This window comes from Micropruina sp. (genome assembly GCF_047602085.1).
Taxonomy (GTDB): Bacteria; Actinomycetota; Actinomycetes; order Propionibacteriales; family Propionibacteriaceae; genus Micropruina.
This window is the reverse complement of record NZ_JASGID010000002.1, coordinates 444,478-456,853: the sequence shown is the minus strand read 5'-3', so window position 1 is coordinate 456,853 and position 12,376 is coordinate 444,478. Positions and strand designations below refer to the sequence as shown.

The following is a 12,376-nucleotide window of genomic DNA, read 5'->3' as shown; positions in this document are numbered from 1 at the left end:
GTGTGCTCCTCTGCGATCGAACTGCGGCCCGGTCGGGGCGCAGGGTCTTGAGGCCCAGTCTGCCCCTCAACGGCGGGGCTCGTAGCAAATCGGGGTAAACGCCCGCGCGATGACCTATCTGATCTCGGTCAGCGACACGATCCGGCCGCGTGCCGTTCTCGTCGGCATGCGCCTCCAGTGACGCCGACTGATCAGCGTGCCGCCCACTGTGCCCGCATGGCTGAGGCCCGCGACCGGTTCAGCGCCCGTAACTGGTAGCCGCTGAAGAGCACCGCGACCGCGATCGAAACGACCGCCCACCACCAGCTTGTCGACATCGCCTCCCCACCGGGCGCTTTCAGTTGCGACAGGCTCACCGAGCCGGTCAGCAGCATCGCGCCGGTGACCGTCAGGTTCGCCCCCGCCAGACTGGTCAACACGATCAACAGCACGGCCGGCAGATCGCCGATCAGCCCGATCAGCACCAGCACGGCGGCTGCCAGTGCGCCGATCAGCCAGGTCAGCCAGCCGCCCCGAAAGCCCAGTGCGAGCATCAGACCGCTGCCGATGGCGAACCCGAACGACGCCAGGCCGAGCAACACGGCCACCCGGTAGAACGCATAGGCCAGCCAGCCGAACAGCGCGGCGCCGGCCAACCCGCCGATCCAGGTCAGCACGCCGCCGGCCAGGCCGTCCAGCGGTACCGCAAGGGCCAGCTCCGCGCCGATGCCGAACCCCGCCAGCGCTCCCAGCAGGGTGATGACCAGCCGCAGCGCCCGATAGCCCGCCGCCCCGACCACACAGCCACCCGCGACAACCAGCAACCCGACCACCACATCGTCCATGTCACCCAGCGTAGGTGGAGCCACCCACGGCGACGTCCACGACGTTGCGCGCCTTATGGCTCATTGCGCAGGGTGCACCCTGCGCAATGAGGCACACCCTGCGCAACGTCAGCGCTCCCAGCCAAGCCGAGACTTGGTGGCGGGGCGGTGGCGGGGCGCGGCGACCACTGGCAGGCTGAGCCCTGCACCGTCTCGTTCAAAGGAGAACCCATGACCGACCTGCCCTACCGCAACCCGGCGTTGCCGGTGGCCGAACGCGTCGAAGACCTACTGTCTCGGCTGAGTTTGGCCGAGAAGGCGGGTCAGGTCACCCAGTATTTCTACTTCGGCGGCAGCGACGACGAACTCGACGCCGCCGATGCGCCGCCCACGGTCGATCAGATCGTGGCGGCGGGTGGTGCCGGGTCGCTGCTGTTCGTCAGGGAGGTGGCCACGACCAACGAATTGCAGCGCCTGGCGGTGCAGAGCAGCCGGCACGGCATTCCGCTGATCTTCGGGTTCGACGTGATTCACGGTTTCCGCACCATCTTTCCGGTACCGATCGCCCAGGCCGCCTCGTGGGATCCGGCACTGATCGAGGCCGGTGAACGGGTCGCCGCCCGCGAGGCCCGGGCCGTGGGAATCCACTGGTCATTCGCCCCGATGATCGACATCAGCCGCGACCCGCGCTGGGGCCGGATCATCGAGTCTGCGGGCGAGGACCCCACCCTGGCCATGGCGGTCGCGGCCGCGCACGTCCGCGGCTTTCAAGGCGACCTGGGCCCCGAGAACGTTCTCGCCGGGCCCAAGCACCTGGCCGGCTATGGGGCGGCTCGCGGCGGTCGCGACTACGAAGACTCCGAGATCAGCGACTCCGAGTTGTGGAACGTCTACCTGCCGCCGTTCCGCGCGGCGGTCGAGGCCGGCGCGGCCAACATCATGAGTGCCTACATGGATCTGAACGGCGTTCCGGCCAGCGGCAACAAGTGGCTGCTCACCGATGTGCTGCGCGACACCTTCGGCTTCACCGGGTTCGTGGTCAGCGACGCCAACGCCGTCCGCTCCCTGCACACCCAGCATTTCGCCCGCGATCTCACCGACGCCGCCGCGCGGGCGATGAACGCCGGGCTCGACCTGGAGATGGTCATGCGCGACCCCGCCTACGCCCACCTGCCCGAGGCGGTGGAGCTGGGACTGGTCAGCGAGGCCACCGTCGACGAGGCCGTCCGCCGGGTGCTGACCGCCAAATTCGCTTTGGGCATCTTCGACAATCCCTACGCCGACGAGGCTGCGGTCGACGCGGTGCTGAACGATCCCGCACACCGCGACCAGGCCCGGGTGGCGGCCGAGCGCACGGCCGTGCTGCTCAAGAACGACGGCGGTGCGCTGCCACTGCCGGCCGACGCCACCCGGATCGCCGTGATCGGCCAGTTGGCGGCCTCGCAGCGCGACACGCTGGGCCCCTGGGTGTTCGACTACGACGTGTCCGAGACGGTGACGATTCTGGACGGCATCCGCGCCCGCGCCGGCGCGGGCGCGCAGGTGAGCTACGCCGCGGGCGTCGGCATTCCCGAGCGGCGGTACCAGTCGATGTTCGACACGATGGACTCCGTCGTCGAACGTACCGCGCCCGATCATGACGACGAGGCCGCCCTGGCCGCCGCCGTCGAGGCCGCCAGCAACGCCGACGTGGCCGTGGTGGTGATCGGCCAGCGGCAGAACCAGATCGGCGAGAAGGCGTCCAGTGACACCCTCGATCTGCCCGGGCGGCAACTGGAGCAACTGCAGGCCGTGGTCGCCACCGGCACCCCGACCGTCGCGGTGCTGATGTCGGGACGCCCGCTCGACCTGCGCTGGGCGGACGAGAACGTGCCGGCGATTCTGCAGGTGTGGTACCCCGGCACCCGGGGCGGCGACGCGGTGGCGGCGCTGTTGTTCGGTGACGTCTCGCCGGGCGGCAAGCTGCCGGTCACCTGGCCGCGCCATGTGGGCCAGGTGCCGGTGATCCACGCGCACTACCGCACCTTTCAGCCGGCCGAAGCCGGGCAGCGCTACTGGGCCGAGCCGTCCACGCCGTTGTACCCGTTCGGCCACGGGCTGTCGTACGCCAGCTTCTCCTACGACAACCTGCGGCTGTCGGCCGATTCGGTGGCCCTCGGCGGCACCGTGCAGGTGTCGGTGGAGGTCACCAACACCTCCGGCGTCGACGCCGACGAGGTGGCGCAGCTCTACATTCACCAGCGCTGGGGGCTGTCGAGCCGTCCGTTGCGTGAGTTGAAGGGTTTCGAGCGGGTGACCATCGCCGCCGGTGCAACCACCACGATCAGCTTCGACCTCGGCCCCGACCAACTGCGCTACTGGAGCGCGGTGAACCGCGACTGGGTGCAGGACGCCACCGAGATCGAGATCTACGTGGGCGGTGACTCGACCGCCGAGTTGAGCACCGTGCTGACCGTCGGCTGAGCCCGGTCGCCGGGTCGCTTTCCGTCAGGCCTTGGCCACCTCGAAGCTCAGGCCGAGCTCGTCGTCGGTGGCCCAGCTGGGACCCGGCTCACCCTCGGTGACCGACACCGCCAGCACCTCCGACGCGATCAGTTCGGCCTGGGCCCGGATGGCCTGGGCCAACTCGCCCTGCGCCGCCCAGGCCAGCGTGATGCGGTCCGACACCTGCAGCCCGGAGTTCTTGCGCCGCTCCTGCACCAGCCGGACCACCTCGCGGGCCAGCCCCGCCTGCACCAGCTCGGGGGTGAGCTCCAGGTCGAGCGCGACGGTCTCACCCTGCTCGTTGACCACCGACCAGCCCTGGCGCGGACGCTCCGAGACGATCACCTCCTCGGCGCTCACCTCGACGCCGGCCACCTTCGCCTTGCCGGACGCAGCCAACTCGGCGGCCAGCGCCGCCGCGTCGGCGGCAGCGATGGCGGCGGCCACCTTCGGGGTGTCCTTGCCGAACCGCTTGCCCAGCGCGCGGAAATTGCCCTTGGCCACGTAGTCGACCAGGTCACCGGCCGAGGCGAACGATTCCACCCGCTGCACGTTGAGCTCGGCGGCGATCTCGGTGAGCAGCTCGTCGATCAGCTTCGCGAACGAGCCGGACGGCACCAGCACCCGCGACAACGCCTGCCGGGTCTTCACCTTGGCCTCGGCGCGTGCGGAGCGTCCGAGTTCGACCAGTCGCCGGGTCAGCCGCATGGCCTCGTCGAGCCGTTGGTCGGCGAGCGCCTCGTCGGCCACCGGCCACGCCGCCAGGTGCACCGAGGCCGGGGCGGACGGATCGGTGGCCACCACCAGGTCTTGCCAGACCCGTTCGGTGATGAACGGCGCCAGCGGCGCCATCAGCCGGGTGACCACGTTCAGAGTGTCGTGCAGGGTCTGCAGCGCGCCCGGGTCGCCGTCCCAGAACCGGCGCCGGGAGCGCCGCACGTACCAGTTCGACAGATCGTCGACGAAGTCTGCGATCAGGGCTCCGTAGCGCTGGGTATCGAAGTTCTCCAGCGCCGCGGTCACCTCGCGCACCAGCGTGGTGCGGGCCGACACCAGCCAACGGTCCAGCACGTGGGCCCGAGGGGCTTCGCCGCGCTCGTCCGACAAGGCATCGGCTCGTGGCGACCAGCCGTTGCTGCGCGCGTACAGCGCTTGAAAGGCAACCGAGTTCCAGTACGTCAGCAGCACCTTGCGCACCGTCTCGGTGATGGTGGTGTGCCCCACCCGGCGCGACGCCCAGGGCGAGCCGCCGGCGGCCATGAACCAGCGGACGGCGTCGGCCCCATGCTGATCCATCAGCGGGATCGGCTTGAGAATGTTGCCCAGGTGCTTGCTCATCTTGCGGCCGTCCTCGGCCAGAATGTGGCCCAGGCACAACACGTTGCGGTAACTGGACGCGTCGAACACCAGCGTGCCGACCGCCATCAGCGAGTAGAACCAGCCGCGGGTCTGGTCGATCGCCTCGCAGATGAAGTCGGCCGGGTAGGCCCGATCGAACGCCTCCTGCGACCCCGGAGCCCATGGGTAGCCCCACTGTGCGAACGGCATCGACCCCGAGTCGAACCAGGCGTCGATCACCTCGGGCACCCGGTGGCTGGTCTCGCCACAGGTCGGGCAGGCGAACGTGACGTCGTCGACGAATGGACGGTGCGGGTCGAGGGCTGACTGATCGTGGTGGCTGAGTTCGGACAATTCGGCCCGCGAGCCCACACAGTGCAGGTGACCGTTGCCGCAGCGCCAGATCGGCAGTGGCGTGCCCCAGTAGCGCGAGCGGGACAGCGCCCAGTCGATGTTGTTGTTCAGCCAGTCGCCGTAGCGGCCCCATTTGATCGTCTCGGGAAACCAGTTCGTGCCCGCGTTCTCGCGCAGCAGGGCGTCCTTGAGCTGGGTGGTGCGGATGTACCACGACGGCTGCGCGTAGTAGAGCAGCACGGTGTGGCAGCGCCAGCAGTGCGGGTAGCTGTGCTCGTAGTCCAGCACCTGGTACAGCAGCCCGCGTTCGGCCAGGTCGGCCACCAGGGCTTTGTCGGCGGTCTTGAAGAACACCCCGCCGACCAGGTCGATGCCGGGTTCGAAGGTGCCGTCGGCACGCACCGGGTTGACCATCGGCAAGCCGTAGCCACGGCAGACCGCCATGTCTTCCTCGCCGAAGGCCGGCGCCTGATGCACCAGGCCCGAGCCGTCCTCGGTGGTGACGTAGTCGGCCAGCACCACGTAGTGCGTACCACCCACCACGTCGGGGAACTCCACCAGGTCGAAGGGGCGCTGGTAGGTGACGAATTCCAAGTCTTTGCCCGGCATGGTGGCTTCGATCTGCCAGCCATCACCGAGCACCTTCTCAACCAGCGGTTCGGCGACGATCAGCGTCTCGGGGGCGTCGGCGTCGATCTTCGAGGCGACCACGTAGGTGACGTCGGGGTGCACCGCGACAGCGGTGTTGCTGACCAGCGTCCAGGGCGTGGTGGTCCACACCAGCAGCGACGCCTTGCCGGCCCAGGCTCCCGAGGTGACCGGAAAGCGGACGTAGACCGACGGGTCGACCACGTCTTCGTAGCCCTGGGCGAGCTCGTGATCAGACAGCGTGGTGCCGCAGCGCGGGCAGTACGGCGCGACCCGGTAGTCCTCGACCAGCAGCCCGGCGTCGAAGATCTGCTTCAGCGCCCACCAGACCGACTCGACGAAGCTGGCGTCCATCGTCCAGTAGGCATCGTCGAGGTTGACCCAGTAGCCCATCCGGTGGGTGAGCTCGGTGAACTCGTCGACGTGCCGGCTGACCGACTCGCGGCATTTGGCGTTGAACGCCTCGATGCCGTACTGCTCGATGTCGGGCTTGCCGTTGAAGCCGAGTTCGGCCTCGACCGCGAGTTCGACCGGCAGGCCGTGGCAGTCCCAGCCGGCCTTGCGGTCGACATGGAAGCCCTGCATGGTCTTGAACCGCGGGAAGACGTCTTTGAACACCCGGGCCTCGATGTGGTGAGTGCCGGGGGTGCCGTTGGCGGTGGGCGGCCCTTCGTAGAAGGTCCAGGCCGGGCCGCCCTTGGTGGCCTCGAGGGTCTTGGCGAATGTGCCCTGGGCCTGCCAGAGGTCGAGGATCTCGTGCTCCATCGCGGGCAGGTTCACCTGCGGCGGCACGGGGCGATACTCGTTCATCGGGGTCTTCCTTCGTCTGTGCTGTGCCGCACGTGTGCGGCAACCGGACGAAGGGACGAGGCGCACCCCGCGGTACCACCCTTCTTGGCCGTCTCGACCGACGGCCCGCTCTGGCTCGCCGCGGCCGGTTCTAGTGAGCGCTTCGCCCAGAAGCGCCGTTCTTCCGGCAGCTCCGGGGTGATGGCCCCATCAATGCCTTGCGACAGTCGTCCATGGTAGCGGGTCGCTCATCCGATGCCGATTCCGGCGCCGGTCGCGACGGTGAACCCGGCGAACACCAGCCGTGCCGCCAGGCCGGCCCAGGGCACGGGTTTCACCAGCAGCAGCTCTTCGAGCTCGGCGACCTGGCGAACGGAATCGACAGCGGGGCGAACAGGGTCAGCGCCGCCGGGGTGCGCCATGGCGTGTACGTAGCACGAGCACCGCGGCGCTCAGCGTCGGCAGGGGCTCTGCGTCGGCAGGGGTTCAGCCGCGGGCAGCGGCGGGATCGCCCAGCCGGCGCCGGCCCTGAAAGGCCCGGCCGAGCGTGACTTCGTCGGCGTACTCCAGGTCGCCGCCCACCGGCAACCCGGACGCCAGCCGCGACACCGTCACCCCCATCGGCACGATCAACCGCGACAGGTAGGCGGCGGTCGCCTCGCCCTCAAGGTTGGGGTCGGTGGCCAGAATCACCTCCTGCACCACGCCGTCAGCGAGCCGCATGACGAGTTCGCGAATGTGCAGGTCGGCCGGCCCGACGTTGTCGATCGGCGAGATGGCGCCGCCGAGCACGTGGTAGAGCCCACGGAACTCGTTGGTGCGTTCGATCGCCATCACGTCCTTCGACTCCTCCACCACGCAGATGGCGGTCTGGTCGCGGCGCGGGTCGCGGCAGATGCGGCAGTTCTCGGCCTCGGAGATGTTGAAGCACCGGTCGCAGAAACGCACCTTCTCGGCCACGTGACGCAGCGAGTCGGCAAGACGTTCGACGTCGGCCTTCTCGGCGGTGAGAATGTGAAAGGCGATGCGTTGCGCACCCTTGGGCCCGATGCCGGGCAGCCTGGCCAGTTCGTCGATCAGATCTTGGATCGCTCCCTCGAACACCGCTGTCTCGGCTTACTGGCCGGCGAGGCCGCCGAGGTCCGGCAGCTGGGGCATCGTGGTTTCGGCGAGAATCGCCAGCTTTTTGTTGGCGTCGCGGACGGCGGCCACGATCAGGTCGCCGAGAGTGGACGGGTCGTCCTCGTCCCACGCCTCGGGTTTGATGGCGACTGCGAGCAACTCACCGTCGCCGCCCACGGTGACCTCGACCAGGCCACCACCGGCCGAGCCGAGCACCCTCTTGGCGGCCAGCTCTTCTTGAGCCCGCGCCAACTGCGACTGCATGGCCTGGGCCTGCGCCAGCAGCGCGTTCATGTCGAATCCCTGGTCGCCGAACATCAGTTCTCCAATCGATGGGGCATCGACCTAGCCTAACGGGTCGGCTCAATCCTCCTCGGCGATCAGTTCGGCACCCAGATGCTTGGCCAGCAGTTCGTCGTGGTTCACCGACTCGTCTTCGATCGAGACGTCGTCGCGGCTGGGCTCTTCTTCGGGTGCTGCCGATTCGGCCTTGGTGCTGGTGGGCCTGATGTTTTGCCGGGCCTGGGCGGCAGGCGCGCTGCCGGTCGACCCTCCCCCGCTGGTCGACCCACCCCCGCCGGTCGGCCCTCCCGCGCCGGTCGAGCCTCCCCCGCCGGTCGGCCCTCCCCCGCTGGTCGAGCTTGTCGAGACCCCATCGGCACTCGGCGAACCACCGGAGTCGATCACCACCTGAACCTTCACCGACGTGGCCATCACCTGCAGGATCGCCTCGCGCAGCACCTCTTCACTGCCACCACGTCCGAAGCTGTCGCGGGCACCGGGGTTCGACATGCCGAGGCTCAGCACACCGTCCACCACATCGACAACGTGGGCGTTCTGGCTGAGCAGAATCCAGGTGAACCGGCGCCGGTTCTTCACCTCGGTGAGAATGTCGGGCCAGAGCCGGCGAAAATCGACCGTGCTGAGCTGACCACCACCCGGTGCCGGGACGGACGGCTCAGGCCGCTGGGGTGGCGTGGCCGCCTCAGGTTCGGCGGGCGGGGCCGCGACGGCGGCAGGCTGGGCTGCGGCGGGCGCGGGGGCGGCGGGCGCGGAAGTCGCAGTCTGGGGCCGACCAACCTTCTGACGGTGCGCCGCAGCGTTGGACGGCTCGATCCCAGCCGACGCGGACGCCGTCCGCTCGGGCTCGGGCGCCCGGGACCGCTCGCGGGCCGGGCTGGGCGTGCCCTCGGCATCGGCCGCGGTGACGTCACCGGCAGCCCGTGCCGCCGGCGCTCCCTGGGCCTCGGGCGCCGTCATCTGCAACCGGCGCTCCAGCCGGTCGAGCCGAGCATGCACCCCGCGCTGGTCGGCGTCGGCGGCCGGCAGCAACACCCGGGCACACATCAACTCCAGGTGCAGCCGGGGTGCGGTGGTGCCGCGCATCTCGGTGAGCCCGACGGCCAGCACCTCGGCGGCCCGGGTGAGCTCGCCCGGGCCGAGCGCCGTGGCCTGCCCTCGCAGCCGTTCGGCCTGGTCGGCGGCCACATCGACCAAACCGCTGGTCAGGGCGTCCGGCACCGCGGCGACGATGATCAGGTCGCGCAGCCGGCGCAGCAGGTCTTCGGCGAAGCGACGGGGGTCTTGGCCCACCTCGATCACCTTGTCGATGCAGGCGAAAACGCCGTGCGCGTCACCGGCGGCGAACGCGTCGACGATCTCGTCGAGCAGCGCGTCGGGGGTGTAGCCGAGCAGCGCGGCGGCCTGGGGATAGGTCACCCCCTGGTCGCCGGCGCCGCCGAGCAACTGGTCGAGCACCGACAGCGAGTCACGCACCGACCCGGCACCGGCGCGCACCACCAGCGGCAAGGCGGCGGCGTCGACCTCCACCCCCTCGGCCTCACACAGCGACCCCAGGTAGGCCGACAGGGTTTTGGGCGGCACCAGCCGGAACGGGTAGTGGTGGGTGCGCGACCGAATGGTGCCGATCACCTTTTCGGGCTCGGTGGTGGCAAAGATGAACTTGACGTGCGGCGGCGGCTCTTCGACCACCTTGAGCAGGGCGTTGAACCCCGCCGTGGTGACCATGTGCGCCTCGTCGACGATGTAGATCTTGTAGCGGCTGCTGACCGGGGCGAAGAAGGCCCGCTCGCGCAGGTCGCGGGCATCATCGACGCCGCCGTGGCTGGCGGCGTCGATCTCGATCACGTCGATCGAGCCAGGCCCCCCGCGGGCCAGGTCGCGGCACGACCGGCATTCGCCGCAGGGCACCGGCGACGGGCCGTTGGCACAGTTGAGCGCGCGGGCCAGAATGCGGGCCGAGGTGGTCTTGCCGCAGCCGCGCGGCCCCGAGAACAGGTAGGCGTGGTTGACCCGGTTGTTGGCCAGGGCCCGTTGCAGTGGCTCGGTGACGTGCTCTTGGCCGATCACGTCGGCGAAGGTGTCGGGGCGGTAGCGGCGGTACAGCGCCAGCGGCGCCTCGGGACGCCGCATCGCGACCGGGTCGGCCGCGGGCTCACGGATCGCCTGGAGCACCTCGAAGGGGGACTCGCCGGGTTCGTCAGCGGCTGCTGGTGGGCCGGGTGGCTGGTCGCCGAGGGTCGCGAAGACTGAGGGCTCGTCGGCGGTTGTGGCGGCAGCGATCTGGGGCCCGGTGGACTCGTCCGCGGCCATACCGAACAGGTCGGGACCGTCCTGCTCGAACAGTTCCGGCTCGTCGAAGAGGCCCGACTCCTCAATCAGGTCGTCCTCGCGCTCGTCGTCCACGGGTGAACCTTACGTGTTGGGCCGGACACTTTTCGACCGCCCCCCGCCCGTCGCGACCCGGACGCGCAGGGGCCCCCGCGCACCCGGAAGAGCTCACTTACCCTTGCTGACTTTCGACCCTGGGGGAGTTGGGCGAGGTACCGCCGCGCGGGGACCTTGGCCACCAGTGTAGAGGACGCCGCCCCCCGCCGCCGCCCCGGCCCGCCCCGGCCCGCCGCCCGCCGCCCGCCGCCCGCCGCCGCGGGCGCGGGCGCGGGCGCGGGCGCCCTTGCGGGCGCCCCCGCCGGCCCATAGGACGACGTTGCGTAGGTAAAGGCTCATTGCGCGTGTTGCACCCTGCGCAATGAGGCACAACCTGCGCAACGTCAGCGATGCCGGGTGGGGAGGCGGGGCAGGGCATGCGGCGGGTTGGCAACCTATCGGGGGTTGGTTTCGTAGGACAGGGTGAGGAACGGTACGGAAAGGATGCGAATGTTCGGACTGCCTATGCGTGAGCGGGACGCCGAGTTCACCCGGTTCGCCCGTGACTCGGCGGCAACGCTGAAACGGACGGCTTACTTACTCACCAGCGATCGCGACCTGGCGGACGACCTGGTGCAGGAGGCCCTGCTGCGCACCTACCTGGCCTGGCGGCGGGTGCGCGCCGGCGAAGCCACCGCGTATGCCCGGCGCACCCTGGTGAACCTCAACATCGACCGTTGGCGCAAACGCCCCGCCGTGCCGGCCGAGGTGGTCGAACGACCCGACTCGCGCAACGAGCACGCCCGGGTCGACGACCACGACCAGGTGCTGCGCATGCTGGCGTCGCTGCCGGCCCAGCAACGCCGGGTGATTGTGCTGCGCTACTACAACGACCTGTCCGAGGCAGACACCGCCGCCGCGTTGGGCATCAGCACCGGCGCGGTGAAGTCGGCGGCGTCCCGCGGCTTGGCGGCGCTGCGGGCCGCTCAAAGCCCTGCTAGCGAAGGGAGCAACTCGTGAAGACCGAACTCGAGAACCGGCTGCGGGCCGAACTGACGCTGCTGGCGTCCGAGGTGGACGGAGACCTCGATCTGAACGCCCTGATCGACCGCGGGCACCGCGCCTACCGCGAGCGCACCCGCCGCCGCACGCTGGGTGCCGTCGCGGCTGCAGCCGCGATCGCGGTCGCGGCCTGGGCGGGGCTTCTGCCCCGTACTCAGAACGGGGTGCCGGAGCCGATGCAGAGCCCGTCCGTTTCTGCGGTGGAGGAGGCGAAGGCCACCATCGAGCTGGCCAGCCTGAACCAGGAGTTCCCGGCGTTGTACCGAACGATCCAGGTGAGCCTCGTAGGCGGCGTCGCGACGTTCACGGGTCACGGTCGCACCGCGAGCACCGCCTCGACGGCCAGCACCCCGTCACCGGCGCAACTGGCGACCCTGCGCCTGGACGGCTCAAGCGTCATGGTTCAACGCATCGACGCCCATCTGTCGGTGGGGCTGGTGGCCGATCGGGTGGAGTGGCTCAGCGCCGACCCGGGCGAAGACCTCGGCGGCTGGTCGACCCCGTTCGAGCTGATTCCCGGCACGAACCTGACGGCGTTCGGGCTGGTCACCGAAAAGCCCGCCGACGAGAAAGCCGCTCCACTGGCGAACCTGATCTGGCGCTCGCTCGACGGGAGCATGCACGCCTTGGGCAACCAGCAGGTGTCGACGGCCACGCTGAAGCTGAGCGACGACGACTACACCGTCTTCTACGCGCCAGCCACCAAGCACATCGGCTTCTTCACCACGCTGGGCGGGCTCGGGCCGTTCAGCAACAACCTGGTCGACGATTCCCAGGTGGTGAAGGCCGACGGCAGCATCTCGAAGGGCGGCGGCTACCAGAACACCGCCCTCGGCATGCTGCCCAAGGGCGCCTCCGACCCGAAGGTGACCACGACGGTCCAAGGCGCCGAGGTCATGATCGGCACCTTGCAACCCGACGGCCGCCTGGTGTTCGTCGCTCGGTTCGACAGCAAGAAGCAACTCGCCGACGGGCTGGTGGCTAGCGTCACCTACACCGGCGCGGACGGGCGTCGGGTGACCTATCGGAACAAGTAGGTTCGGCAGGCAGGGCCCGGACGCCTTCTGCCCGTCATCGGTCGGTTGGAGTTGGTTGCGGTCGAGCCGGTA

The 12,376-nt window shown here is 69.7% G+C and carries 9 protein-coding genes and 1 other RNA gene; 3 read left to right on the top strand and 7 right to left on the bottom strand.

Annotated elements, in window-relative coordinates; genetic code table 11:
• Positions 1–191: 191 nt before the first annotated feature.
• The gene (locus QM721_RS02850) at positions 192–824 is read right to left on the bottom strand and encodes a DUF4203 domain-containing protein (RefSeq protein ID WP_415118780.1); all 633 of its coding nucleotides are present in this window, start codon (positions 822–824) and stop codon (positions 192–194) included.
• A gap of 210 nt (positions 825–1,034) precedes the next feature.
• On the opposite strand from QM721_RS02850, the gene QM721_RS02845 reads away from it, so the two are divergent.
• Positions 1,035–3,266 carry a glycoside hydrolase family 3 N-terminal domain-containing protein gene (locus QM721_RS02845; RefSeq protein ID WP_415118778.1) on the top strand — a complete coding sequence of 744 codons (2,232 nt, stop codon included), beginning with the start codon at positions 1,035–1,037 and terminating at the stop codon, positions 3,264–3,266.
• A 24-nt stretch (positions 3,267–3,290) separates the two neighbouring features.
• Here QM721_RS02845 and ileS read toward each other — a convergent pair whose 3' ends face one another.
• The 6 genes from ileS to ffs form a co-directional block, all read right to left on the bottom strand.
• The gene (gene ileS, locus QM721_RS02840) at positions 3,291–6,437 is read right to left on the bottom strand and encodes an isoleucine--tRNA ligase (RefSeq protein ID WP_415118776.1); all 3,147 of its coding nucleotides are present in this window, start codon (positions 6,435–6,437) and stop codon (positions 3,291–3,293) included.
• Between the two features lie 227 nt (positions 6,438–6,664).
• On the bottom strand, positions 6,665–6,838 hold the full coding sequence (locus tag QM721_RS02835; RefSeq protein ID WP_415118774.1) for a hypothetical protein: 174 nt from the start codon (positions 6,836–6,838) through the stop codon (positions 6,665–6,667).
• 64 nt (positions 6,839–6,902) lie between these two features.
• Positions 6,903–7,520, bottom strand: coding sequence for a recombination mediator RecR (gene recR, locus QM721_RS02830; RefSeq protein ID WP_415118772.1), 618 nt, complete (start codon positions 7,518–7,520; stop codon positions 6,903–6,905).
• 12 nt (positions 7,521–7,532) lie between these two features.
• Entirely contained in the window at positions 7,533–7,856 is a 324-nt protein-coding gene (locus QM721_RS02825) for a YbaB/EbfC family nucleoid-associated protein (protein ID WP_415118770.1), read from the bottom strand.
• A gap of 45 nt (positions 7,857–7,901) precedes the next feature.
• Complete coding sequence (locus QM721_RS02820) at positions 7,902–10,151, bottom strand: DNA polymerase III subunit gamma and tau (RefSeq protein ID WP_415120096.1); 2,250 nt, start codon at positions 10,149–10,151, stop codon at positions 7,902–7,904.
• 157 nt (positions 10,152–10,308) lie between these two features.
• Positions 10,309–10,403, bottom strand: an RNA gene (gene ffs / locus QM721_RS02815) — signal recognition particle sRNA small type.
• Between the two features lie 312 nt (positions 10,404–10,715).
• On the opposite strand from ffs, the gene QM721_RS02810 reads away from it, so the two are divergent.
• Positions 10,716–11,225, top strand: a complete 510-nt coding sequence (locus QM721_RS02810; RefSeq protein WP_415118768.1) for a SigE family RNA polymerase sigma factor — start codon at positions 10,716–10,718, stop codon at positions 11,223–11,225.
• Positions 11,222–12,304, top strand: a complete 1,083-nt coding sequence (locus QM721_RS02805) for a hypothetical protein (protein ID WP_415118766.1) — start codon at positions 11,222–11,224, stop codon at positions 12,302–12,304. Before QM721_RS02810 ends, QM721_RS02805 begins: the two co-directional genes overlap by 4 nt.
• Positions 12,305–12,376 lie beyond the last annotated feature (72 nt).